Genomic DNA, 22,626 nt, shown 5'->3' on the forward strand with positions numbered 1-22,626 from the left:
CCCGTTGCGCGCCGGGCCGGGGGGATGTCCGCGCCGACACCCTCGACCCGGGTCGTCCGCTCGCCCAGCGCCGCGAGCGCCCTGGCAAGGGCGGAGGCCAGATCCCGGTTGTACAGATATTCGGCGCGGCCGCTGGCGCCTGTCGCGCCCGGCTGTTCCGGGCCGTGGCCTGCGTCCACCAGGACGTGCGCGGCGTGCGCCGGACAGATGCAGCACAGGGCCAGCAGCAGTGCGGAAGGGGCGCGGACAAGGCGCATGAGGAGAGGGCGTGTCGGCATCGAGGAGACTCCTTCGGGGCGGCGAGGCCATGCCTGTCCCAGTGTAGAGCCAGGACGCGGTCCGGGCCCGTGTTACAGCTTGAAGTGCGGAACCCGGCGGCGCCGGTGTACCGTAGAAAGACTTCTCATCGTTGAAGCAATCATGCGCCGGACGCCGTCCGCGCCGTCAGAAGGAGAATAAGCATGGGAATGACACACAAGATCGCCCTGGCCGCCGCCCTGGGCCTGAGCGTCGCGACTCTGGCGGGGTGCTCCGTCGCCAATCACCAGGAATCCGTGGGCGAATACGTCGATGGGTCGGTGGTGACCACCCGGGTCAAGGCCAGCATCGCCGATGACCTGGGGGCGGGTCCGGCGGCCAACATCAATGTGAAGACCATCCAGGGCGGCATTGTCCAGCTGTCGGGTTTCGCCAAGACCCAGAAGGAAAAGGACCGCGCCGGCCAGGTTGCCAGCTCGGTCCATGGTGTCAAGGAAGTCCACAACAATATCGTCGTGGCGCCCTGACCCGTCCGGGATTCGGCGGCTTGTTCCGGGGTGACGCAGATCCCGGAGCACGCCGCCGATTGCGTGCCGTGACGGCGCGCGAAGGCGCCGAATGCGGCTACAAGCGCCGTCCGCTGATCAGGCGCACCAGAATCATGATCACGGCGATGACCAGCAGGATATGGATGAAACCGCCGATGGTGTATGAACTGACCAGCCCCAGCAGCCACAGGATCAATAAGACGACGGCAATGGTATAGAGCATGGATCTCCCCTTTTTGTTATTGCTGGATATCGCCGGGCAACCGCCTGCGTGAATGCAGGCCGGTCAGCCGGACGTCATACGCAGTTATTGCGAGGCATTGCCGCCGCCGGCGGGAGCCGGCGAACCCATCGGGGAAGAAGGCGGCTGCGTCTGCTGCTGCTTCATCTGGGACTGTTGCTCAGCCTGCTGCTCCTTGGCCTGCTTGTCGGCCAGCGTCACATAGGCCGGCGCCTGTTCCAGTTCCTTCTTGCTCATGTGCACGACGGCGGTCTTGGCCTGGGAATTGATCTGCACCTTTTCCAGCGGCACCCCCACGTCCTTGGCGCCGATCCCCAGGAAGCCGCCCACGCCGATCAGCACGTTGACGGTCTTCTGGTCCTGGTTCAGCACCAGATCGGTGATCTTGCCGATGTCCTCGGCCTTGTCGTCCGTTCCGTTCCTGACCGGCATGCCGATGAGGTTGCTGGCCAGCATCTGGGACGATTCCTGCTGGCTGGCGGAAGCCTCGCCGGCAGCTGGCGCGGGGGTGGACGAGGCGCCTGGGCTGGTCTGGGCATAGCCCGCCCCGGTCAGTGTCATGGATATCACGGCCATTGCGGCCAGAGTATGTTTTGCTCGCATAAGACGTATCCTCCATAAAGATGAGAAGGCAGTAGTATTCAAGCTACGCCCCGCCTTTTGAGGCCGTCAACGACGAGATGACTATAACTGTTAGCAATTATTCAGCTGCCATGTTCCGGATAATGTGATTCAAGATCCGGCTGAAAGCTGCCTGTCATCAGGCATTCGCACGCTTGAATATGATTTCAGCCCGTGGATGATGGGAACCCGCCCTTAAGATACGGGTACGATTCCGGAGGTCTTGTTGCACGTCTGGCGGCATATTTGATAGGCAATATCAATCGTAACAATAAAAACTATCAATTTTACTTATCAATAGGGATTGCCTACACTAGCTCCTGTAGCCACTGAGGCAACGTCCTGAACCAACCACAAGGAGTCCTTATGTCCCTGATCAACACCACGATCAAGCCCTTCAAAGCCACTGCTTATCACAATGGCAAGTTCGTCGAGGTCAGCGACCAGACCGTCGCCGGCAAATGGGCCGTGTTTGTGTTCTACCCCGCCGACTTCACGTTCGTGTGCCCGACCGAACTGGAAGACCTGGCCGACCATTACGCTGAATTCCAGAAGCTGGGCGTGGAAGTCTATTCCGTGTCCACCGACACCCATTTCGCCCACAAGGCCTGGCACGACACGTCCGACGCGATCAAGAAGGTCAACTATCCGATGATCGGCGACCCGACCCACGCGCTGTCGCGCAACTTCGACGTGCTGATCGAGGAAGAAGGCATCGCCCTGCGCGGCACCTTCGTGGTCAATCCCGCCGGCGAAATCAAGGTCCTGGAAATCCACGACAACGGTATCGGCCGCGACGCGTCCGAACTGATGCGCAAGGTCAAGGCCGCCCAGTACATCGCGGCTCACCCGGGTGAAGTCTGCCCGGCCAAGTGGGAAGAAGGCGCCAAGACCCTGACCCCCTCCCTGGACCTGGTCGGCAAGATCTGATCGGCGTCGCCTGAAAGGCGTGCGGCGGCACGAGCCGCCGGCGCGCCAAGCATCCTGCCTGGCTGAACCACGCAGGGTGCGCATGAAGCGATCGCGGCCCGGCTACGGGCGGGCCGCCCATTTTTCTCCCCATGCGTTTGATTGGGCGGTGCCATAATGGACTGCCTGGGGGAAGTTTTTTCCAAAAAGGTGTGAATATGCTGGATGCGAACCTCAAAGGACAATTAGGAACCTATCTCGAGCGGGTCACGCTGCCCGTCGAGCTGCGCGCCTCCCTGGATGGCAGCACCCAGGCGCAGGAATTGCGCGTCTTTCTGGAAGAAATCGCCGGTCTGTCCGACAAGCTGTCCCTTTCCGAAGCCGCGGCCGAGGACGGCCGCAGCCCTTCGTTTGAAATCGCCCGGGCCGGCAGCGATATCGGCGTGCGCTTCGCCGGGATGCCGCTGGGGCATGAATTCACCTCGCTGGTGCTGGCGCTGCTGCAGGTCGGCGGCCATCCGCCCAAGCTGGACGATGCCGTGGTCGAGCAGATCCGCGCCCTGCCGGGCGACTACCGGTTCGAAACCTATTTTTCCCTGTCGTGCCAGAACTGCCCGGACGTGGTCCAGGCGCTGAATGCGATGTCGGTCATCAACCCGCGCATCCGTCACGTGGCCATCGACGGCGCCCTGTTCCAGGATGAAGTGCAGAAGCGCGAAATCCTGTCCGTGCCGGCGGTGTTCCTGAACGGCGAACTGTTCCATCAGGGCCGCGCAGGGGTCGAGGAATTCCTCGCGAAGCTGGATGCCGGCAACGATGACGCCAAGGTCGATGCCCTGAACGCCCGCGAGGAATTCGACGTGCTGGTCGTGGGCGGCGGCCCCGCCGGCGCGGCAGCGGCCGTCTATGCGGCCCGCAAGGGCATCCGCACCGGTGTCGTGGCCGAACGTTTCGGCGGCCAGGTGCTGGATACCATGGCGATCGAAAATTACATTTCGGTGCTGGAAACCGAAGGCCCCAAATTCGGCGTGGCGCTGGAACAGCACGTCAAGGCCTACGAAGTGGACATCATGAACCTGCAGCGGGCCACCAAACTGGTGCCGGGCAAGTCCATCCAGGTGGAACTGGCCAGCGGCGCCGTGCTGAAGGCCAAGAACGTCATCCTGTCCACGGGGGCCCGCTGGCGCCAGATCAATGTGCCGGGCGAGGACGAATACCGCAATCGCGGCGTGGCCTACTGCCCGCACTGCGACGGCCCTCTGTTCAAGGGCAAGCGCGTGGCGGTCATCGGCGGCGGCAATTCGGGCGTCGAGGCGGCGATCGACCTGGCTGGCATCGTCGGTCATGTCACCCTGGTGGAATTCGGCGACGCCTTGCGTGCGGACGAGATCCTGCAGCGCAAAGTGCGCAGCCTGCCCAACGTCGTCATCCTGACGTCGGCGCAGACCACGGAAATCCACGGCGACGGCAAGCGCGTCACCGGGCTGAGCTACAAGGACCGCAACAGCGGCGACGTCCATCAGGTCGAGCTGGAAGGCGTGTTCATCCAGATCGGTCTGGTGCCCAACACCGAATGGCTGAAGGGCGCGGTGGATCTGACCCGGCATGGCGAAATCGCGGTCGATGCGCGCGGCCAGACCTCGGTGCCCGGCGTGTTCGCCGCCGGCGACGCGACGACGGTGCCCTACAAGCAGATCATCATCGCCGCCGGCGATGGCGCCAAGGCTGCCTTGTCGGCCTTCGATCACCTGATCCGCAGTTCGGTCGAAGCCGATGCGGTCGCCGCGGCCTGATCGACGCAACGGATGTACCCCGGGCCCCACAGTGACACTGTGGGGCCTTTTTTGTCTCCCATCCGCGCATTTCATGGATCCGATCCAGATACAATGATCACGCGCAATTCCCGCGCGTGGCCGCCTGGAGCGGCTCCTCCGACCCATACCCACCATGTTTTCTGAATACGGCGTTCTGGATGTCTGGACCTATCTGGCCGGCGTCATCTTCATCGTGCTGTTGCCGGGGCCCAATTCCTTGTTCGTGCTGGCCATCGGGGCCGGGCGCGGGGTCAAGGCGGGGTACCAGGCCGCCTGCGGGGTGTTCCTGGGGGACTCCATCCTCATGACGCTGACGGCCGCTGGCGCCGCATCCGTGCTGCGGCTGTTGCCGGTGCTGTTCCTGGCCTTGAAGGCCGTGGGCGCCGTGTATCTCAGCTACCTGGGGCTTCGCTTGTTGTGGTCGGCCTGGCGGCCGGGCCATGGCGAGGCCAAGACCGTGTCCAGCGCTGCCGGCAATCCCTTCCACAAGGCTTTGCTGCTCAGCCTGCTCAACCCCAAGGCCATCCTGTTCCTGCTGTCGTTCTTCGTCCAGTTCGTGGACCCGGCCTATCCGCATCCGGCCCTGTCTTTTCTGATCCTGGCCGCCATTTTGCAGGTGTGCAGCGCGCTCTATCTGTCGTCCTTGATCTTTGGCGGTTCGCGCCTGGCGGCCGCCTTCCGGCGGCGCCAGGGACTGGCGCGCACCGGCAGCGGCCTGGTGGGCGCGTTGTTTCTGTGGTTCGCCGGCCGCATGGCCTTTGAGGCCTGACCGGGGCCGCGCATGACAGCCATTATCACTCTGCGCTAATATCCACCATTCATCAAACGTGATGTCCCGGTGCCGGGGACCCGCACACGACCGCGTGGCGGGCCTGGCGGTTCGCGTCATTCGGGTGTGTCCCGCGCGCCTAGGGGTTTGTCCCCTTTAGGCCGCCGTACGCTTCCTGAGTAGAATTTTTCGAATCCGGCTGTTTCACGAACGATTCGAACAGGACGCCTGCATGCCGCCGCGACTGGCCTTACATCGCATCACCAAAACCTATCCCGCGGTTCGCGCCAATGACGCGGTGGATCTGACGGTCGAGCCCGGCGAAATCCATGCCGTGCTGGGTGAAAACGGGGCGGGCAAATCCACTCTGATGAAAATCATCTATGGCGTGGTGCGCCCCGATGCCGGCACGGTCGAATGGGATGGCCAGGCCGTGCAGATCGCCCATCCGGCGGCCGCCCGCGCCTTGGGGCTGGGCATGGTGTTCCAGCATTTTTCCCTGTTCGACACCCTGACGGTGGCGGAGAACATCGCCCTGGGCCTGTCGTCCGACATCCCATTGCAGACCTTGGCCGGCCGCATCGCGCAGACGGCCGAACAATACGGGCTGGACATCCAGCCGCACCGGCATGTCCATACCCTGTCCGTGGGCGAGCGCCAGCGCGTCGAGATCGTCCGCGCCCTGCTGGGCAAGCCTCGCCTGCTGATCCTGGACGAGCCGACCTCGGTCCTGACCCCCCAGGCCGTGCAGCGGCTCTTTGATGTATTGCGCCAGCTGGCCGCCGAAGGCTGCAGCATCCTGTACATCAGCCACAAGCTCGACGAGATTCGCAGCCTGTGCCACCGCTGCACCGTGATGCGGGCGGGGCGGGTGACGGGCGTCTGTGACCCGCGCCAGGAAACCGAGGCCAGCCTGTCGCGCCTGATGATCGGCGCCGATCTGCCGGTGCAGCAGCGCCAGGCCCGCCAGGCCGGGGCGGTGCTGATGCAGGTGCGGGGGCTGGACCTGCCGCGCGCGCACCCCTTCGCCACGCCGCTGTCCCAGGTCGCGTTCGACCTGCATGCCGGGGAAATCCTGGGGGTGGCGGGCGTGTCGGGTAATGGTCAGCAGGAACTCATGGGGGTGCTCTCCGGCGAGGACCAGCGGGCCGCGCAGGCATCCATCGAACTGGACGGCGCGCCCATCGGCCGGCAATCGGCCGCGTGGCGGCGGGCGCAGGGGCTGGCGTTTGTGCCCGAAGAGCGCCTGGGCCGCGGCGCCGTGCCGGAACTCAGCCTGGCCCGTAATCTGCTGCTGTCGCATCAGGGGGCGCAGACCGTGCGCCACGGATGGATCCGCGCCGGCGCCGTGCAGCGCATCACCGCCGGCATTATCGATCGCTTTCACGTCAAGGCCGCCGGGCCGCAGGCCCCGGCGGGCAGCCTGTCGGGGGGCAATCTGCAGAAATTCATCGTCGGCCGGGAAGTCGTGCGCCAGCCCCGGCTGCTGATCATCGCCCAACCCACCTGGGGGGTGGACGTCGGCGCGGCGGCGCAGATCCGGGGCGAACTTCTGGCATTGCGCGATGCGGGGTGCGCCATCCTGCTGATTTCCGAGGAGCTCGACGAATTGCTGGAACTGTCCGACCGCCTGGTCGTCATGGCCAAGGGCCGCCTGTCCCCCCCGATCGCGCGGGAACAGGCCAGCCGCGAACAAATCGGCCAATGGATGAGCGGCCTGTGGCCGGGCGCGGAGGACGCCGCCCGGGACGCCACCCAGGAGGTCGTTCATGCTTGAGCTGATCCCTCGCGCCCAGCCTTCGCGCCGCATGGCCTGGGTGTCGCCGCTGCTGGCCCTGGCCCTGACCGCCCTGTGCGGGGTGTTCATGTTCCTGGCGGTCGGCAAATCGCCGCTGCAAGGGCTGGCGATCTTTTTCATCGAGCCCCTCAGCAGTTTGCGGGGCTGGTCGGAAATCGGCGTCAAGGTCGCCCCGCTGCTTTTGTGTTCGGTGGGGCTGGCCCTGTGCTTCCGGGCCAATATCTTCAATATCGGCGCCGAAGGGCAGTTGGTGATCGGCGCGGTCACGGCCGGCGCCTTCATCCTGCAGTTCGATGACGGCTCGGGCGCCGGGGGCGGCCCCCTGATGATCACCCTGGCGCTCATCGCCGGCGCCCTGGGCGGGGCCTTCTGGGCGGCGCTGGTGGCATGGCTGCGCGACCGCTATCACGCCAATGAGATCCTGGTGTCCCTGATGCTGGTCTATGTGGCGCAACTGCTGCTCAGTTATCTGGTGCACGGGGTGATGCGCGATCCGGATGGTTTCGGCTTTCCCCAGTCCCGCCTGTTCGATGCCGGTTTCCTGCTGCCGGTCTGGCCGGGCACGCGCCTGCACCTGGGGATCGTGCTGGCGCTATTGGCCGCGCTGTTCGCCTGGCTGCTGCTCTCCCGCCTGTTCGCCGGCTACCGCCTGACGGTCGGCGGCCTGGCTCCGCTGGCCGCCCGCTATGCCGGGTTTTCCTCAAGGCGGGCCTTGTGGGGGTGCCTGCTGGGGTCCGGCGCCCTGGCCGGGGTGGCCGGCGCCTGCGAAATCATGGGGCCCATCGGCCAGGTGACGCCCTCCGTCTCGCCGGGCTACGGCTTCGCGGCCATCATCGTGGCCTTCGTCGGGCGCCTGCACCCGATCGGGGTCATCTTTGCCAGTTTCATCATGGCGCTGTTCTACATCGGCGGCGAGTTGTCCCAGACCCGTCTGGGCATGCCCAACGCCATCACGGGCATCTTCCAGGGGATCCTGCTGTTTTCCCTGCTGGCCTGCGATGTCCTGATCCACCAACGACTGCGCTGGAGGCACTGACCCATGGACGCCTTGGCTCCTCTCATCGCGGCCGCCATGAATGCGGGCACGCCCCTGATGCTGGCGGCCCTGGGGCTGCTGATCAATGAAAAATCCGGGGTCATCAACCTGGGTTCCGAAGGCATGATGCTGGTGGCGGCGGCGCTGGGTTTCGCCCTGACGGTCCAGACCGGCAGCACCGCCGTGGGGTTTGTCGGCGGCGCCTTCGTGGGCGCCCTGATGGCCGGGCTCTTCGCCTGGCTGGTGGTCTGGCTGGGGGCCAATCAGATCGCCTGCGGCCTGGCCTTGTCCCTGTTCGGGGTGGGCCTGTCGGCCTCGATCGGCCTGCCGTATGTCGGCGCCACGATTCAGGCCTCGACCTGGTCGGTTCCCGTGCTGGGCGACATCCCGTTCATCGGACCTGCCCTGTTCCAGCACCACCCCATGGTCTATGGGGCGCTGGCCTTGTCCGTGTTGCTCAGTGTGTTCCTGTACCGGACCCGGGCCGGGCTGGTGCTGCGGGCAGTGGGCGAATCCCCTGAATCCGCCCATGCCCTGGGGTATCCGGTGCGCCGCATCCGCCTGGCCGCGCTGTTGTTCGGCGGCGCCTGCTGCGGCCTGGCAGGGGCGTTCATGTCCCTGGTCTACACCCCGATGTGGGTCGAAAACATGGTGGCCGGCCGGGGCTGGATCGCACTGGCCCTGACGCCGTTCGCCACCTGGCGGCCGCTGCGCGTGTTGATCGGGGCTTATCTGTTTGGCGGCATCACGATCCTGACGTTCCACATGCAGGCGCTGGGCGTGCCCATCGCCTCGCAATTGCTGTCCATGCTGCCGTATCTGGCCACGATCCTGGTGCTGGTCCTCATTTCACGCAATGTCGACTGGATCCGCATCAATATGCCCGCTTCCCTGGGGCGCGTGTTCAACCCCAACAGTTGACGGCATCCGCTGTCCGACTCTGATTCAAACCTTGACCTCGACGGAGATCTCCCACCATGAAAACTCGTGTGATACGCCAAACTCTGGGGGCCGTGACGGCCGCCGCCTGCCTGTGGGCCGCCGGTCCGGCCGCGGCCCAGGAGCCCCTGAAGATCGGCTTTGTGTATGTCAGCCCCGTGGGCGAAGCCGGCTGGTCCTGGCAGCAGGATCTGGGCCGTAAATACATGGAGCAGAAGCTGGGTGACAAGATCAAGACCCAGTACGTCGAGGACGTGCCCGAAGGCGCCGATGCCGAACGCGTCATCCGCGACCTGGCCCAGCAGGGCAACAAGCTGATCTTCACCACGTCGTTCGGCTTCATGAACCCGACCATCAAGGTCGCCAGGCAGTTCCCCGATGTGAAGTTCGTGCACTCCACCGGCTACAAGACCGCGCCCAACGTCGCCACGACCAATGCGCGCTTTTATCAGGCCCGGTATGTGGCCGGGGTGCTGGCGGGTCACAAGACCCAGACGGGCGTGATCGGCTATGTCGGCGCTTATCCGATCCCTGAAGTGCTTCAGGGTATCAACGCCTTCACGCGCGGCCTGCGCAGCGTCAAGCCGGATGCGACGGTGCGCGTCATCATGGTCAACAGCTGGTTCGACCCGGGCAAGGAACGCGATGCCGCCTTGGCGCTGCTGGATCAGGGCGCCGACATCGTCACGCACCACACGGATTCCACCGCGACCGTGCAAGCTGCCGAAGAACGCGGCAAGTGGGCTATCGCCTACCATTCGGACATGCTGAAGTTCGGCCCGCACGCCCAGCTGGCCGCCGTCACCCACCACTGGGGGCCGTATTTCACGCGCGAAGCCCAGGCGATGCTGGACGGCACCTGGAAGTCCGATCAGGTCTGGGGCGGTTTCAAGGAACACATGGTGGACGTCGAAGGCTTCGGCCCCGCGGTGGATGACGCCCTGAAGGCCGAGGTCAAGGCCAAGGAAGACGCCATCGCCAACGGCACGCTGAATGTCTTTGCCGCGCCCATCAAGACCAACGAAGGCAAGGTCGTGCTGGCCGAAGGCGCCCTGGACGACAAGGGCCTGAACGCCATGGACTACTACGTCGAGGGCGTGGTGGGCAAGCTGACGAAGAACTAAGGGCCCCCACGCTGCACAGCCTGCGGCTGCTTGCTGCCCCCCCAAGGGGGGCGGGCCTTGAGGCTGCCCGGCGGCGAAAAGGCTTTCTAAGAGGCCTTTTTGGGAACGGACCAGGTGCTGATGACCTGGGCGACGGGTTCCCCGCCGCCTTCGGGCAGCAGCAGGACTTCACCGGCCGTCATGCGGCCGGTTTTCAATATGTTCGCCTGGGCGATGATGCCGCCGGCCGGCGCGCCGCGCAGGAAATTGATGGTCAGGCTGGCGGTGACGGCTTCCGGCACGCCGGTGGCGCTGACCACGGCGGCGTACAGGGCCAGGTCCGCAAGCCCCATCAGCATGGGCCCCGCCACGATGCCCCCCAGGCGCTGGTTGGCCGGGTTCGGGGGGAGACGCAGGGTGGCCTGTCCGTAGCGGATGTCCTGGATTTCGATGCCCAGCACGGCGGCGAAGGGATGCAGTCGCGCCAGCAGCTCCCGGAACCCGTCCGGAGTGATGTGCGCGGCGGGAAGAGCGGCTGTCTCCGCTGAGTGAGCAAGATTGGACATGGCGCAAAAGAGGGCGGAAAAGCCCATAGTACACTGGCCTGAGCCGGTGTCGCGCAGGGCCATGGGGGCGGACTGCGCCTGGCTTGAAGGGTGGTAGGACAATGAATCGGATAGGAATGATCGCGGGCGGTCTGTCGGCCTGCATGCTGCTGGCGACGTCGGCGTGGGCCGCCAATCATGGCGCGATGGCGCAGGCGCCGGCCGCCGATGCGCCGGTGTCGACGGCCGTCACGGCGTCGGACTGCTGGATCCGCCGCTTGCCGGCCCCGGCGCCCTCGGGGGGGTTTCTCGTCTTCCATAATGCCGGGACGCAGGCGGTGAACCTGGTGGGCGCCCGGTCCGCGGACTACGCCGAGGTCATGATCCACCAGACGACGGAAGAAAACGGCGTCAGCAAAATGTCCATGGTGCATCAGGTCGCCGTGCCGGCCGGCGGGCAATTGGCGTTCAAGCCCGGCAGCTACCACATGATGCTGGAGCAGGGGCGCAGCGGCCTGAAAGTCGGTGAGCACGTACAGGTCGATTTTGCGTTGGACAATGGCCAGCGCGTCACTGCGCAGTGCGAGGTCAAGCCCGCCAATGCCATGTCCGGCACGTCCGGCCACAGCATGAAGCACTGATGCCCGGTCCGGGGTGGCCGGCCCGGCGCAAGCCCGTGATCGGCAACCCCGGTTGAGCCGTCGAGCGAAGGCCCCGCCAAACGGACCGGAAAGCCCGGCCAAGCGGTCGCAAGCTCCGCCAGGCAGGGCTCGCGCCGTCAGCGCGCGGCGGCGACGGTAGCGGAGACGGTCGGGGCGCGCGCCGAATCAACGAATTCCAGGACGGCCCGGTTGAAGGCCCTGGGGTTGGCCAGGTTCATGCCGTGCGCCGCCAGCGCAATACGCGCCCGACGGGCATGGGGATGCATCTGCTGCAGCCGGTCCTGGCGAACACCGTATTTGGCAGGGCTGTTGGCCCCGCCCACCAGCAGCAGCGGGCCGTTCAGGGCAGCGGCATCAAGCAGCCGCACAGGGGTGTTGGCCTCCAGGATCTGCGACAGCAGCGTCATGGCATTGTCGCGGGTCATGTCCTTGAACCAGCCGACCATCTTGCGCCAGGTATCGGCGCCGTTGACGGTGTCGATGAAGCCCTCCAGGGCGCCGTCGACATCGCCGGCCCGCAGTTGTTCGACCGCGTGTGCGTAGAAGGGCGTGGTTTCCGGCTCGTCGTCGAACCGGAAACCCGGGTCGGCCAGGGTCAGGGACCGGCACAGGGCGGGGGCCTGGACGGCCAGGGCCAGGGCGACCTGGGCGCCGCGCGAGTGGCCGACTACGTGCACGCCCTGCCCGAGATCCAGCGACCGGATCAGGCGGGCCAGATCGCGCGCGTGGGCATCGACCCGATAGGCGGCCTGGGGGTGCGGTTGCCGGTCGGGCCAGCAGCCGCGCAGGCTGGGGGCCAGGACGCGATAGCGTTCCGCCAGGGCGGGGACTTGCCAGCGCCAGTAGCGATAGTCGCAGAGCGAGCCATGGATCAGCAGAATGGCCTCGCCGCCATCCCCTGCCTGGGTGTAGTGCAGCTCGCCGTCGTCCAGCGGCAGGATGTGGTGCGGCAGGTTGGGGGCGGCAGACGTCACAGCAGCTTCAGGCGGCTCTTGGCGGTTTCGGCGGCGGGGCTTTTCGGGTAATCCTTGATGATGCGTTGCAGGCTGGCCTTGGCGCCTTTCATGTCGTTCAGTTCGATCTGATCGGCAGCCGTCACCAGCAGGGCATCCGGGGCGCGGGCGTCATCAGGATGGGCCTTGACCAGCGCCTGCATGGTCTGGATGGAGCTCTTGAAGTCCTTCGAAGCGTACTGGCTGCTGCCCAGGTAGAACTGGGCATCGGTGGCCAGGTCGCTGTCCGGATAGGATTGGACGAATGTGGCGAAACTGCCGGCGGCTTCTTTGTAGCGGCCGTTGCGGTATTGATCGGCCGCGGCTTCATAGGCGGCCTGCTGCTGAGGATCGCCCGTCTGCGGAGCTTGTTGCTGCGGCGCGTTGCCTTGCCCCGGCGCTGTCGCGTTGCGGCTCAGCTGGTTCAGTTCTTCCATCCGCCCGCGCAAGGTCGCGATTTCCTGGTGCAGCATATCCATCTGGTCGGCCAGTTGCAGTCGGGCCTGCTGGTTCTGGTCCTTCATCTGCTGGATCTGCGTGCGCAATTCCAGGATGGCGCGACGGGCCTCGTCGTCGGTAAAGGCATGGGCCGCCGGGGCGGCCAGCGTCAGGGCCAGCAGCGCTGCCGCGGACAGGGCATTCAGGCGATGAGTCGGTGCATGCATGGGTCGGTTCCTTCCATCCAGAGTGTCAGCACAAATGAAAACGCCGTAGCGTCAGCCGCTACGGCGCTGTCATGGCCAGACGGCAATCAACGCTGGTAGTTGATGTCGGCGCGGCGGTTTTCAGCGTAGTCGGCTTCGGTGTTGCCTTGAGCCTTGGGACGCTCTTTACCGTAGCTGATGGCTTCGATCTGATTGGCGTTGACGCCCAGCAGCTTCATCATGCGTGCCACGGCATCCGAACGACGCTGGCCCAGTGCCAGATTATATTCGGAGCTGCCGCGCGCGTCGGTGTTGCCTTCGACGCGGACTTTCTGTGCCTGATGGCTGGTCAGGTAGTTGGCGTGCATTTCGACGACGCTGCGGTACTGTTCGGGAACCGTGTAGCTGTCAAAGTCAAAGTAGACCGAGCGTTGCTGCGCGAGCGGGCTTTGCGGATTGAAGGGATCCATGACTTGCCCAGCGGACGCTGAATCCGAGCCGGTGCCGTTAGCGCCGTTTTGATCCAGCGGCACGGAGCTGCAAGCGGCCAGGGAGGCGGCAAAAGCGGCTATGGTCAGGGTCCTGGTGATGCGCGAGCTCATTTAATGTCCTTTAAGAGAAAGAGTCACACGAAAAAATCAATTGGTGAAAGGGCCCCAGGCCGGCTCGCGGACCTTGCCGTTGAGCACCGACAGCGTTTGCCTGACCCGGCCGTCGATCGAAGTGACTGCCAGTACGCTGCGCCCGTTCTGGATCGAACTGTAGAGCACTTGCATGCCATTGGGAGCGTAACTGGGAGACTGATCGTCCGGACCGTCTGTCAAGAGCTGTTCGGAGCCCGAACCCAAGGACAAGCTTGCAATTCTGAAAGCACCGTTTCTGCGAGTAACGTACACCAGTTGTTGTCCATCCGGCGATACCCTAGGTGAGATATTGTAACTGCCGGAGAAGGTCAGCCGCTGGGCGTCGCCGCCTGCGACGGGGGTCTTGTAGATCTGGGGGCTGCCGCCGCGGTCGCTGGTGAAGACCAGGGACTGTCCGTCGGGGGTGTAGTAGGGTTCGGTGTCGATCAGGGGCGAGCGCATGACGCGGCGCAGATTCGAGCCGTCAGCGTTGATGGTGTATATCTGCGAGATGCCGTCCATAGACAGCACGATCGCCATGTGGCTGCCGTCCGGCGACCAGGCCGGTGCGCTGTTGTTGCCCTTGTAGTTGGAGATCGGCTGGCGTTGGGCGTTGGCCAGCGTCTGCACGTAGATGACGGATTTGCCCGATTCGAAGCTGACGTAGGCCAGTTTGCTGCCGTCCGGCGACCAGGTCGGCGAGATGATCGACTGTTTCGAGCGCAGCATCACCTGAGGATTTTGACCGTCGGCATCTGCAATTTGTAACTCATAGCCGTTGCTGGTCTGCAACACATAGGCGATCCGGGTGGAGAAAACCCCGCGCACGCCGGTGATCTTTTCGTAGATGCGATCGGCGATCCGGTGGGCGATCCGGCGCATTTCGGCTTCGCCGCCGCTGAACACGGCGGAATCCAGTTCGGACTTGCGCACGTTGTCCACCAGGCGATAGCTGACGGTGTATTGGCCGCCGTTTTGCGCCACCGTGCCGTAGGCCAGGTAGTCGGCCCCGCGGGACTGCCAAGTGCCGTAGTCGACCGGGGTTTGCGCGGTCAGGTTGGCGCCTGCCGCGTTGATCAGGCGGAATTGTCCGGACCGGGTCAGGTCGGCGCGGATGACTTCCGGGGTGGAGGTGCTGCTGGCAGCGCCGGAAAAGTCGGCGATGGCGATCGGGTACTGGGTGGCCCCGACGCCGGAAATATCGACACGCAACTGAGCATGGGCAGTGGTGGCCGCTACGGCGGCCAGCGCCAGACCCAGGCCGGCCGTCGTCGTGCGCCGCCATAGGCGCCCGATGAAGCCGGAGGCTGTAAATACGGTCATGGTAACGATCTCCTTAGTCGTACATGCGGTAATCCACGTCAATATACGATGGATACCGGCCGCTTGGCGGTTTGGGGAAGGGGGAACATGCCAGGATACCCTTGCGCACGGCATCATCAAAGCGCGGGTCGCCTGAAGAGCGTGTCAGGTTGACATCCTGCACCTGTCCGTTTGACGTCAGGCGCGTGCGGAAGCTGGCGGTCGGGTTGCCCGAACCGCTGCGCGGCGGGACGTTGTAGATGACGCCGGGCTGCACGCAGGCGCGGACCTTGGCGGCATAGCCGTCGTTGCCGCCGCCGCCGCGCTGGTTGTGATCGGCATTGCCGTTGGGGATGCCGGCCGCTTCCAGCGCGGCGCCGCGCATGGCCGCCTTCAACGCTTCGCGTTTGGCCGCGGCGTCCTTGGCCGCTTTTTCCTTGGCGGCCTTGTCGGCGGCCGCCTTTTCGGCAGCTTCCTTGGCAGCTTTTTCCTGAGCCGCCTTGTCGGCGGCAGCTTTTTCAGCGGCGGCTTTGTCTTTGGCGGCCTTTTCCTTGGCGGCTTTGTCGGCGGCGGCTTTTTCCTGGGCCGCCTTGTCAGCGGCGGCCTTTTCAGCCGCTTTCTCGGTCGCAGCCTTTTCAGCCGCTTCCTTGGCTGCGGCTTCCTTGGCCGCTTTTTCCTTGGCAGCCTTGTCGGCGGCTTCCTTGGCGGCTTTTTCCTTCGCCGCCTTGTCGGCCGCTTCCTGTTCGGCCTTTGCCTTGTCGGCCTGTTCCTGGGCCAGGCGTTCAGCCTCTTCCCGGGCCTTGCGCTCCTTGGTCAGCGCGATTTCCGCATCAGCCTGTGCCTTGGCCGCTGCCGCGGCGCGGGCCTGCGCTTCCGCCAACTGGGCTTGTTGGGCGGCGGCTTGGCGAGCGGCTTCGGCCTGGGCGGCCTCGGCCGCTTTCTGGGCGCTGTCGTCAGGTTTCGGGGGCTCCGGGGTCGGTTCCGGTTTTTCTTCGGGCGGCGGCGCTTCTTCCGGCTGCTCCTGGGGCGGAGCGGCTTCGGCGACCGTGCCTTTGGCCCAGAGTTCGACCTGGACCGGGCCGGGATTGTCGGGCGCCGAAGAAAAGCCCACGACCATCAGCAGGATCAGCAGGCCATGCGCCACCAGGGACAGGATCAGGCCATGCCGATCGTCGTGCCCATCGGGCTGCCCTTCGGGGTTGGTGAAGCGATCAAACCATGTCATGAAACGGAAATCCTGCCAGGGGGAGCGTCACTGGCGGCCACCCGGCGCATTTTGATTGACGAGCAGGCCGAGCTTGGCAACGCCGCCGTTGCGCAGCTGGTCCATGACCTGCATCACGGATTCGTAGGGCACCTTGCCGTCGGCCGAGATCACGACCGGTGTCTGGGGCGTTGCCGCGGCGCGGACCTCCGCCAGCAGGTTGGCCTTGTCCACGGGGCGGAACGAGGCGCCGCCCTCGCGCAGGCGCATCGACAATGCGCCTTGGGCGTCGATCTGGACCTCGATGGGTTGGACGGGGACGTCGGAGGCGGTGCCCACGGAGGGCAGTTCAATCTGGCCCGGCGTGATCATGGGGGCCGTCACCATGAAGATGACCAGCAGGACCAGCATGACGTCGATGTAGGGCACGACGTTGATGTCGTTTTTCATCCGCCGTCCGCGGCGGCCGCTTAGAGAGGTCATCTCAGTGCACCTGGCGTTGGAGAATGTTCAGGAATTCTTCCACGAAGCTTTCAAAGCGGATCGACAGTCGGTCGATCTGGTTCGTGTAGCGGTTGTAGGCCAGCACGGCCGGAATGGCGGCAAACAGACCGATGGCGGTGGCGATCAGGGCTTCGGCGATGCCGGGGGCCACAGCCGCCAGCGTGGCCTGCTGCATGGTGGACAGGCCCATGAAAGCGTGCATGATCCCCCAGACCGTGCCCAGCAGGCCGATATAGGGGCTGACCGAGCCGGTGGAGGCCAGGAAGTTCAGGTGGGATTCCAGGCTGTCCATCTCGCGCTGGAAGGCGGCCTTCATGGCGCGGCGCGGGGCATCCAGCAGACTGTCGCCCCGGCCCGCGGAGCGCCTCGCCTTGACGAATTCCGTCATGCCGGCATCGAAAATGCGGGCCAGCGCCCCATGTTCGTTGCGCCGGCTGGCAATGGCCTGCTGCAGGACCGTCAGGTCGCCGCCCGCCCAGAAATCATCTTCGAAGCGCCGGGTTTGCTCGTCGGCGCGCCGCAGGGCGGCCCGTTTGCTGAAGATGTAGGTCCAGGACAGGACTGAGGCTCCGAGCAGGATCAACATGACGATCTGCACGGGGATACTGGCGTTGCCGATCAGGGATAGCAGCGACAAATCGCTAGAGGCTTGCATGGTTAGTGAAGGGCCTTGTTCAAAAGATCCCGCAGGGAGGGGGACAGACGGATGGGTTTGAAGGTGGTGGCATGCACGGTGCAGATCTGGACCGTGGCCGAGGCGAGCAATTCGCCGTCGCGTAGCGCCTGCTGCTGAAACACCAGGGTCGATGCCCGCAGATCGGCGACGGTGGTGCGGATGTCGATCTGATCGTCCAGACGGGCCGGTTGCCGGTAGGCAATGTCCGCATGTCTGACCACAAACATCATTTGTTCCCGGGCTGCAAGTTCGCGTTGATCGACTCCGAGCGCCCGCAGCCATTCTGTGCGGCCACGCTCGAAAAATTTCAGGTAGTTCGCGTAGTACACGACGCCACCGGTATCGGTGTCCTCGTAATATACGCGAATGGACAGGTCGCCGGAAGCGTTGGCGGGCATTGGGCTCATTTTTTCGTTAAGCCGTGTGACATGTCGGGTTCAAAGGGCCTCCAGCGCGTTCAGGATGTGCGCGACGGCGTCGTCCGGGGCCACGCGCTGCGCCTGGGTGTCGCGGCGCGACTGGATTTCGACGATGCCTTCTTTCAGGCCGCGATCCCCCAGCGTCACCCTCAGCGGCACGCCGATCAGTTCCCAGTCGGCGAACATGATGCCGGGGCGGGTATCCCGGTCGTCCAGGATGACGTCGATGCCCTGGGCCTGCAAGGCTTGGTACAGGGATTCCGCGGTGTTGCGAACGGTTTCACTTTTGGCCATGCCGATGGGGCACAGCACGACCTCGAACGGCGCCACGGCGCGGGGCCAGATCATGCCGCGATCATCGTGGTTCTGCTCGATGGCGGCGGCCGCGATCCGGCTGATGCCGATGCCATAGCAGCCCATTTGCAGCACGGCGGGCTTGCCGTCGGTTTCCAGGAACGTAGCGTTCAGGGCGCGGGAGTATTTGTCGCCCAGGAAGAATACGTGGCCGACTTCGATCCCGCGCTGGATGGCCAGCGTGCCGCCCCGGGGGTCGGGGTCGCCGGCCACGACATTGCGCAGGTCCGTCACCAGGGCGGGTTCCGGCAGGTCGCGGCCCCAGTTCACCCCGGTCAGGTGGTAGCCGGCTTCATTGGCGCCGCAGACGAAGTCGCCCATGTGCGCGACCGTGCGATCGGCGATCACCGTGACGGCGGCGTCCAGGCCGACGGGTCCCAGGTAGCCGGGGGTGCAATGGAACGCGTCCCGGATCTCGGTCTCGGTGGCCAGGCGGTAGCCGTCCTGGAAGCCGGGCAGCTTGCCGACCTTGATCTCGTTGGTTTCGTGGTCGCCGCGAATCAGCAGCAGCCACAGGCGGGCGGGGCCGTCGGCCGGGTCGGTCGCCAGCACGACGGCTTTCACCGTGCGCGACAGGGGCAGGCCCAGTTGATCGGCGACGATTTCGCATTTGGGGGCGTCGGGCGTGGCGCGTTTCGTCAGCGCTTCGCTTGCGGGCTCGCGGGCGGGCAGCAGGCAGGGCGCGTCGGCCAGCTCGATGTTGGCGGCGTAGTCGGAATCGGGGTTGTAGACGATCAGGTCCTCGCCGGTGTCGGCGATGACCTGGAATTCGTGGCTGCGCGATCCGCCGATGGACCCCGTGTCGGCCGCCACGGCCCGGAAGGTCAGGCCCAGGCGGGTGAAAATGCGTTGATAGGCGGCGTACATGACGTCGTAGCTGGCCAGGGCGCCGGCCTCGTCGCGGTCAAAGGAATAGGCATCCTTCATGGTGAATTCGCGCCCGCGCATCAGGCCGAAACGGGGCCGGCGCTCGTCGCGGAATTTCGTCTGGATGTGGTAGAAATTCACCGGCAGCTGGCGCCAGCTGTGGATTTCATTGCGGGCGATGTCGGTGATGACTTCCTCGGATGTGGGCTGCAGGACGAAATCGCGCTGGTGGCGGTCCTTGATGCGCAGCAGCTCGGCGCCGTACTGTTCCCAGCGCCCCGATTCCTGCCACAGTTCGGCGGGCTGCACCACCGGCATCAGCAACTCGATGGCGTCGGCGCGGTTCATTTCCTCGCGGACGATGGCTTCGATCTTGCGCAGCACCTTCAGGCCCATGGGCATGTAGGTGTAGATGCCGCCGGCGATCTTGCGGATCATGCCGGCGCGCGTCATCAGCTGGTGGCTGACGACCTCGGCTTCTGCAGGGGCTTCTTTCAGGGTGTTCAGGTGGTACTTGCTGGCGTGCATGGTGGGGATCCCGCTGGGTACGTATAATCGATGGTAATTGTATTGAATTCACAACCGAGGTGGCCCCATGTTGGATCGCGAAGGCTACCGTCCCAATGTCGGCATCATTCTCGTGAACCAGAAAAACGAGGTTTTCTGGGGTAAACGCATCCGCGAGCACGCGTGGCAATTCCCGCAGGGCGGCATCAAGCACGGCGAGACCCCCGTGCAGGCGATGTATCGAGAACTTCACGAGGAAACCGGCCTGCAGGCCGAACATGTCCGTATTCTGGGGCGTACGCGAGACTGGCTGCGCTATACCGTGCCAGACCATTACGTGCGCCGCGAATTGCGCGGCCACTACAAAGGCCAGAAACAGATCTGGTTCCTGCTGCGCATGGTGGGGCGCGACAGCGACGTCTCCCTGCGGGCGACCGATACGCCCGAATTCGACGCCTGGCGCTGGAACGCCTATTGGGTTCCGCTGGATGCCGTGATCGAATTCAAGCGCGAGGTCTACACTTTAGCGCTCAATGAGTTGTCCGGCCTGCTGTTCCGGCGCGGGCGGGAAAACCGGTATTTGCGTCACCGGGGGCACCGCAGTACCGTACAGACCGGCCAGTCCCCGGCTTTGCCGGGGGGGCATTCCTCCCAGTCCTCTTCCTAGGGTAGACCGCATGCTCGAAGATCTTGACGCCTTATCCCGACGTATCCAGACGGTCGTGCAGTTCGCCCAGAATCTACAGGCCGAACGCCGTGCCCTCCAGGCCCGGATCCAGCAACTGGAACAGGAATGCCAGGCGCTCAAATCCCAGCAGGCGCACGAACACGACGAGTTCGCCCGCATGTCCGAACGCATGGCCCGGCACGACCAGGAACTGCAGGCCGTGCGCGATGAAACCGCACAGGCTCACCAGTCTCTGGAAACACAGTTGCGGGATCATCAGGCGCGCTCGGAATCCCTGCAGCAGCGCCTGACCACGGCGCAGGCCGACTACGACCGCCTGCGCGCCGTGGCCAGCGGCGCCCAGCAGCAGATTGAACTCATCCTAGAGCGCCTGCCCGGCGCGGAGGCCTGATCCATGGAACGTGTCGATGTATCGATTCTGGGACGCGATTACTCGCTGGCGTGCCCTCCTCAGGAAAAAGACGCCTTGCTGGCGGCGGTGCGCCAGGTCGATCAGCGCATGCTGGCCATCAAGGGCAATGGCAAGATCGTCAGCAATGAACGCATCGCCGTGATGGCAGCCATCCAGATCGCCAACGAGCTGCTCACCCTGCGCGCGCCGGACGGTCCACTCAGTCATATTGCGTTGGGTGATTTCAGGGGTAAAATTGACGCCATGAACCGCATGCTCGACTCCGTGTCGGGTGACGCCGGTTAACAGATTTTCCCGGGTGCGCTTTGGCATCCGGCGGTTTAAGTCCCTGCCGTGTTCGAGACCTGGCCATACATTCCTTGAACCAATGCTAATTGGCATCGGTTGCCGGATTGACAGATAGGCGCGCTACCTTTACTTGGATAGCCCGAAGGCTGACTGAAGGCGACCACCGTGAACCTCCGGTTCCGGGATGCCGGCCTAGACGGCACAGGTGGGGCATTTACAAATGGTCCGCCGTGGTAACACGGCGGACTTTTGTTTGCCTGTTCTTTGCAGGTATCCTGCAGGCTTCTGGCCGCCTTTTCCGGCGGTGCTCGCAGGGATTCCTCATGACGCATTTCGTCTCGTTTCGTCAACCGTTGATGGCCGCCTTGGCGCTGGGCGCCGTATTGGCGATCGCGCCGCCGGCGCAGGCCCGATCCTCCCATGATTCGCCGGAATCCGGCCGGAACCGTCCGCAGGCGACGCTGTCGGCGCAGGCCAGCGAGGAAGTGCAGCAGGATACGGTGGTGGTCACTCTGGCGGCGGAGGTCACCGGGGCGTCGCAGACCCAGGTGTCCGATCAGTTGAACGGCAGACTGGATGCCGTGATGAAGCAGGCCAAGGGCCACGACGGGATCGAAGCCCGCAGCGGCAACTATCGCATCTGGCCCATGACGGATCGGGACGGCCGCATTTCAGAATGGCGGGGGCATGCCGAGATCCTGCTGGAGTCCCGGGACTTTCCGGCGGCATCGAAGCTGGCGGCCCAACTGGCCGATCGGATGCCGATCGCCGGGATGTCGTTTTCGGTCTCCCGGGAACGCCAGGCGGCTGAAGAGCGGAAATTGATGCTGCAGGCGGTCAAGGCATTCCAGGATCGCGCCCAGGCCCTGACACAGGCCCTGGGGTTCAGCGCCTACCGGCTGTACAACGTGGACCTGGGCGGAGAGGGCGATGTGCCGGCGGCGCCCATGCCGCGCATGATGATGAGCGCCATGGCGGCGGACAAGGTCGCCGCCCCCATCGAGGGCGGGCGCCAGACGCTCAGCGTGTCCGTTCAGGGGACGATCGTCTTGCTGCCCGCACAAACAGCCACAGCCCAATGAGCACCATGGGGATGGACAGGATCTGTCCCATGGACAGGCCGCCCGCCAGCAGTCCCAGGAAATCGTCGGGTTCCCGGGTGAATTCCACCAGGAACCGGAAGGCGCCATAGCCCATCAGGAATACGGCGCTGATCTGCCCCGTGGGGCGGGGCTTGCGGGCGAACCACCAGACCAGGGCGAAGAGCGCGAACCCTTCCAGGCCCATTTCGTACAGTTGCGACGGATGACGCGGCGTTTCGTCGTGCGCGCCCGGGAAGATCATGCCCCAGGGCAGGTCCGTGGGGCGGCCCCAGAGTTCGCCATTGATGAAGTTGCCCAGCCGGCCGGCCGCCAGCCCCAGGGGGATCAGCGGGGCGATGAAGTCTCCGATGGCCAGCAGGTGCTGGCCGCGCTTGCGGGCGAAGATCAGCATGGCCAGGATCACGCCGATCAGGCCGCCATGGAACGACATGCCTCCCTGCCAGACCTCGAAGATCGACAGCGGGTGGGCCAGGTAATCGTCGAACTTGTAGAACAGCACGTAGCCCAGGCGTCCGCCCAGGACGACGCCCAGCACGCCGTAGAAGATGATGTCCTCCAGGTCGCGCAGCGTCAGCCCGTTGGGGTGGTGCTGGATGCGCCAGCGGCCCAGCAGCCAGGCCAGGGCGAATCCGGCCAGATACATCAAGCCGTACCAGTGAATGGCGATAGGCCCCAACTGCAGCGCAATGGGGTCGATTTGAGGGTAGTGCATGTGAGACACCCGCAGGAAAGACAATCAAGGATAATACCGTGATCAGTTTGATGGGGGTGACAGCCACGCCATGCAATATCGTTGCACA

General features: G+C 64.8%; 26 protein-coding genes, 1 other RNA gene and 1 pseudogene. 14 read left to right on the forward strand and 14 right to left on the reverse strand.

All coding sequences use genetic code 11. The features are described 5' to 3' along the window. Positions 1-278, reverse strand: a pseudogene (locus tag WBG56_RS10205) (hypothetical protein); the annotation flags it as partial. Between the two features lie 183 nt (positions 279-461). On the opposite strand from WBG56_RS10205, the gene WBG56_RS10210 reads away from it, so the two are divergent. Next, positions 462-785, forward strand: coding sequence for a BON domain-containing protein (locus WBG56_RS10210; RefSeq protein ID WP_424267903.1), 324 nt, complete (start codon positions 462-464; stop codon positions 783-785). A gap of 97 nt (positions 786-882) precedes the next feature. On the opposite strand, the gene WBG56_RS10215 is transcribed toward WBG56_RS10210, so the two are convergent. After that, positions 883-1,029 (reverse strand): lmo0937 family membrane protein, encoded by a 147-nt coding sequence (locus WBG56_RS10215; RefSeq protein ID WP_322997727.1) that lies wholly within the window; start codon positions 1,027-1,029, stop codon positions 883-885. An 84-nt stretch (positions 1,030-1,113) separates the two neighbouring features. Then, complete coding sequence (locus WBG56_RS10220) at positions 1,114-1,650, reverse strand: PRC-barrel domain-containing protein (protein WP_424267905.1); 537 nt, start codon at positions 1,648-1,650, stop codon at positions 1,114-1,116. 384 nt (positions 1,651-2,034) lie between these two features. Here WBG56_RS10220 and ahpC point away from each other — a divergent pair, with 384 nt between their 5' ends. The 7 genes from ahpC (at position 2,035) to WBG56_RS10255 (ending at position 10,057) form a co-directional block, all read left to right on the forward strand. Then, positions 2,035-2,598 carry an alkyl hydroperoxide reductase subunit C gene (ahpC, locus tag WBG56_RS10225; protein ID WP_424267907.1) on the forward strand — a complete coding sequence of 188 codons (564 nt, stop codon included), beginning with the start codon at positions 2,035-2,037 and terminating at the stop codon, positions 2,596-2,598. Between the two features lie 197 nt (positions 2,599-2,795). Next, a complete protein-coding gene (gene ahpF / locus WBG56_RS10230) occupies positions 2,796-4,370 on the forward strand; it encodes an alkyl hydroperoxide reductase subunit F (protein ID WP_424267909.1) in 1,575 nt (524 codons plus the stop codon). Between the two features lie 154 nt (positions 4,371-4,524). Then, positions 4,525-5,160: a leucine efflux protein LeuE gene (gene leuE, locus WBG56_RS10235; RefSeq protein ID WP_424267911.1), complete on the forward strand. Its 636-nt coding sequence runs from the start codon at positions 4,525-4,527 to the stop codon at positions 5,158-5,160. Positions 5,161-5,392: 232 nt separating this feature from the next. Further along, positions 5,393-6,937 (forward strand): ABC transporter ATP-binding protein, encoded by a 1,545-nt coding sequence (locus WBG56_RS10240; RefSeq protein ID WP_424267913.1) that lies wholly within the window; start codon positions 5,393-5,395, stop codon positions 6,935-6,937. Beyond that, complete coding sequence (locus tag WBG56_RS10245) at positions 6,930-7,994, forward strand: ABC transporter permease (RefSeq protein ID WP_424267915.1); 1,065 nt, start codon at positions 6,930-6,932, stop codon at positions 7,992-7,994. The genes WBG56_RS10240 and WBG56_RS10245 overlap by 8 nt, the downstream gene beginning before the upstream one ends. Before the next feature lie 3 nt (positions 7,995-7,997). Further along, positions 7,998-8,915 carry an ABC transporter permease gene (locus tag WBG56_RS10250; RefSeq protein ID WP_424267917.1) on the forward strand — a complete coding sequence of 306 codons (918 nt, stop codon included), beginning with the start codon at positions 7,998-8,000 and terminating at the stop codon, positions 8,913-8,915. Between the two features lie 56 nt (positions 8,916-8,971). Further along, the gene (locus tag WBG56_RS10255) at positions 8,972-10,057 is read left to right on the forward strand and encodes a BMP family ABC transporter substrate-binding protein (protein WP_424267919.1); all 1,086 of its coding nucleotides are present in this window, start codon (positions 8,972-8,974) and stop codon (positions 10,055-10,057) included. Between the two features lie 86 nt (positions 10,058-10,143). Here WBG56_RS10255 and WBG56_RS10260 read toward each other — a convergent pair whose 3' ends face one another. Next, positions 10,144-10,629, reverse strand: coding sequence for a PaaI family thioesterase (locus WBG56_RS10260; protein ID WP_424267921.1), 486 nt, complete (start codon positions 10,627-10,629; stop codon positions 10,144-10,146). Between the two features lie 74 nt (positions 10,630-10,703). On the opposite strand from WBG56_RS10260, the gene WBG56_RS10265 reads away from it, so the two are divergent. Beyond that, positions 10,704-11,222 (forward strand): copper chaperone PCu(A)C, encoded by a 519-nt coding sequence (locus tag WBG56_RS10265; protein ID WP_424267922.1) that lies wholly within the window; start codon positions 10,704-10,706, stop codon positions 11,220-11,222. 137 nt (positions 11,223-11,359) lie between these two features. Here WBG56_RS10265 and WBG56_RS10270 read toward each other — a convergent pair whose 3' ends face one another. From WBG56_RS10270 to WBG56_RS10310, 9 genes are all read right to left on the reverse strand, one after another. Further along, positions 11,360-12,217 carry an alpha/beta fold hydrolase gene (locus WBG56_RS10270; RefSeq protein ID WP_424267924.1) on the reverse strand — a complete coding sequence of 286 codons (858 nt, stop codon included), beginning with the start codon at positions 12,215-12,217 and terminating at the stop codon, positions 11,360-11,362. Further along, positions 12,214-12,900, reverse strand: coding sequence for a tol-pal system protein YbgF (ybgF, locus tag WBG56_RS10275; protein ID WP_424267926.1), 687 nt, complete (start codon positions 12,898-12,900; stop codon positions 12,214-12,216). Before ybgF ends, WBG56_RS10270 begins: the two co-directional genes overlap by 4 nt. 86 nt (positions 12,901-12,986) lie before the next feature. Further along, positions 12,987-13,481, reverse strand: coding sequence for a peptidoglycan-associated lipoprotein Pal (gene pal / locus WBG56_RS10280; RefSeq protein ID WP_424267928.1), 495 nt, complete (start codon positions 13,479-13,481; stop codon positions 12,987-12,989). Positions 13,482-13,517: 36 nt separating this feature from the next. Then, positions 13,518-14,825 (reverse strand): Tol-Pal system beta propeller repeat protein TolB, encoded by a 1,308-nt coding sequence (tolB, locus tag WBG56_RS10285; protein WP_424267930.1) that lies wholly within the window; start codon positions 14,823-14,825, stop codon positions 13,518-13,520. A 13-nt stretch (positions 14,826-14,838) separates the two neighbouring features. Next, a complete protein-coding gene (gene tolA / locus WBG56_RS10290) occupies positions 14,839-16,029 on the reverse strand; it encodes a cell envelope integrity protein TolA (protein ID WP_424267932.1) in 1,191 nt (396 codons plus the stop codon). Positions 16,030-16,056: 27 nt separating this feature from the next. Beyond that, positions 16,057-16,458 carry a protein TolR gene (gene tolR, locus WBG56_RS10295; protein ID WP_424267934.1) on the reverse strand — a complete coding sequence of 134 codons (402 nt, stop codon included), beginning with the start codon at positions 16,456-16,458 and terminating at the stop codon, positions 16,057-16,059. Positions 16,459-16,492: 34 nt separating this feature from the next. After that, positions 16,493-17,167: a protein TolQ gene (gene tolQ / locus WBG56_RS10300; RefSeq protein ID WP_424267936.1), complete on the reverse strand. Its 675-nt coding sequence runs from the start codon at positions 17,165-17,167 to the stop codon at positions 16,493-16,495. A gap of 2 nt (positions 17,168-17,169) precedes the next feature. Next, positions 17,170-17,595 carry a tol-pal system-associated acyl-CoA thioesterase gene (gene ybgC, locus WBG56_RS10305; protein WP_424267938.1) on the reverse strand — a complete coding sequence of 142 codons (426 nt, stop codon included), beginning with the start codon at positions 17,593-17,595 and terminating at the stop codon, positions 17,170-17,172. A gap of 30 nt (positions 17,596-17,625) precedes the next feature. Next, positions 17,626-19,356 carry a proline--tRNA ligase gene (locus WBG56_RS10310; RefSeq protein ID WP_424267940.1) on the reverse strand — a complete coding sequence of 577 codons (1,731 nt, stop codon included), beginning with the start codon at positions 19,354-19,356 and terminating at the stop codon, positions 17,626-17,628. A gap of 67 nt (positions 19,357-19,423) precedes the next feature. On the opposite strand from WBG56_RS10310, the gene WBG56_RS10315 reads away from it, so the two are divergent. The 5 genes from WBG56_RS10315 (at position 19,424) to WBG56_RS10335 (ending at position 21,805) form a co-directional block, all read left to right on the forward strand. Then, complete coding sequence (locus tag WBG56_RS10315) at positions 19,424-20,002, forward strand: RNA pyrophosphohydrolase (RefSeq protein WP_424267942.1); 579 nt, start codon at positions 19,424-19,426, stop codon at positions 20,000-20,002. 10 nt (positions 20,003-20,012) lie between these two features. After that, entirely contained in the window at positions 20,013-20,414 is a 402-nt protein-coding gene (locus tag WBG56_RS10320; RefSeq protein WP_424267944.1) for a hypothetical protein, read from the forward strand. Between the two features lie 3 nt (positions 20,415-20,417). Next, on the forward strand, positions 20,418-20,720 hold the full coding sequence (locus WBG56_RS10325) for a cell division protein ZapA (protein ID WP_424267946.1): 303 nt from the start codon (positions 20,418-20,420) through the stop codon (positions 20,718-20,720). A gap of 37 nt (positions 20,721-20,757) precedes the next feature. Then, positions 20,758-20,939, forward strand: a non-coding RNA gene (gene ssrS / locus WBG56_RS10330) — 6S RNA. Positions 20,940-21,046: 107 nt separating this feature from the next. Beyond that, positions 21,047-21,805, forward strand: a complete 759-nt coding sequence (locus tag WBG56_RS10335) for an SIMPL domain-containing protein (protein WP_424267948.1) — start codon at positions 21,047-21,049, stop codon at positions 21,803-21,805. On the opposite strand, the gene lgt is transcribed toward WBG56_RS10335, so the two are convergent. Beyond that, a complete protein-coding gene (lgt, locus tag WBG56_RS10340; RefSeq protein ID WP_424267950.1) occupies positions 21,744-22,538 on the reverse strand; it encodes a prolipoprotein diacylglyceryl transferase in 795 nt (264 codons plus the stop codon). The two genes, WBG56_RS10335 and lgt, sit on opposite strands and share 62 nt — an antisense overlap. Between the last annotated feature and the right edge of the window lie 88 nt (positions 22,539-22,626).

It is taken from the genome of Castellaniella sp. (genome assembly GCF_049671645.1).
In the GTDB taxonomy this organism is placed as follows: Bacteria; Pseudomonadota; Gammaproteobacteria; order Burkholderiales; family Burkholderiaceae_B; genus Castellaniella.